We start from the raw sequence: 232 nt of genomic DNA, 5'->3' as shown, positions 1-232 counted from the left end.
GTCACGCTCGAAGGTCGTCCGCAGCGCGTCGGCCAGCTCCTGCGCCGCCTCGCCCTCGATCAGGGTGACGCCGATGTACTCACCGGTCGCCTCCGCCGGGTCCATCAGCTTGGTGATCCTGCGGACACCCTTCTCGGGGTCCACCACGACCTTCATCTCCTCGTCGGCCAGGCTCTTCACCGTGTCCAGGGCGAGGATGATCCGCTTGCCCTCGCCCCGCGCGGCCAGAAGC

At 69.0% G+C, this 232-nt stretch carries 1 pseudogene; it reads right to left on the bottom strand.

What is annotated here, in order from left to right:
- Positions 1–232, bottom strand: a pseudogene (locus LG395_RS41040) (phosphocholine cytidylyltransferase family protein); the annotation flags it as partial.

This window comes from Streptomyces spinosus (assembly GCF_020400655.1).
Classification (GTDB): domain Bacteria; phylum Actinomycetota; class Actinomycetes; order Streptomycetales; family Streptomycetaceae; genus Streptomyces; species Streptomyces argyrophylli.
Note: the sequence above shows the minus strand (reverse complement) of the source record. Positions and strands in the feature narration are given on the sequence as shown.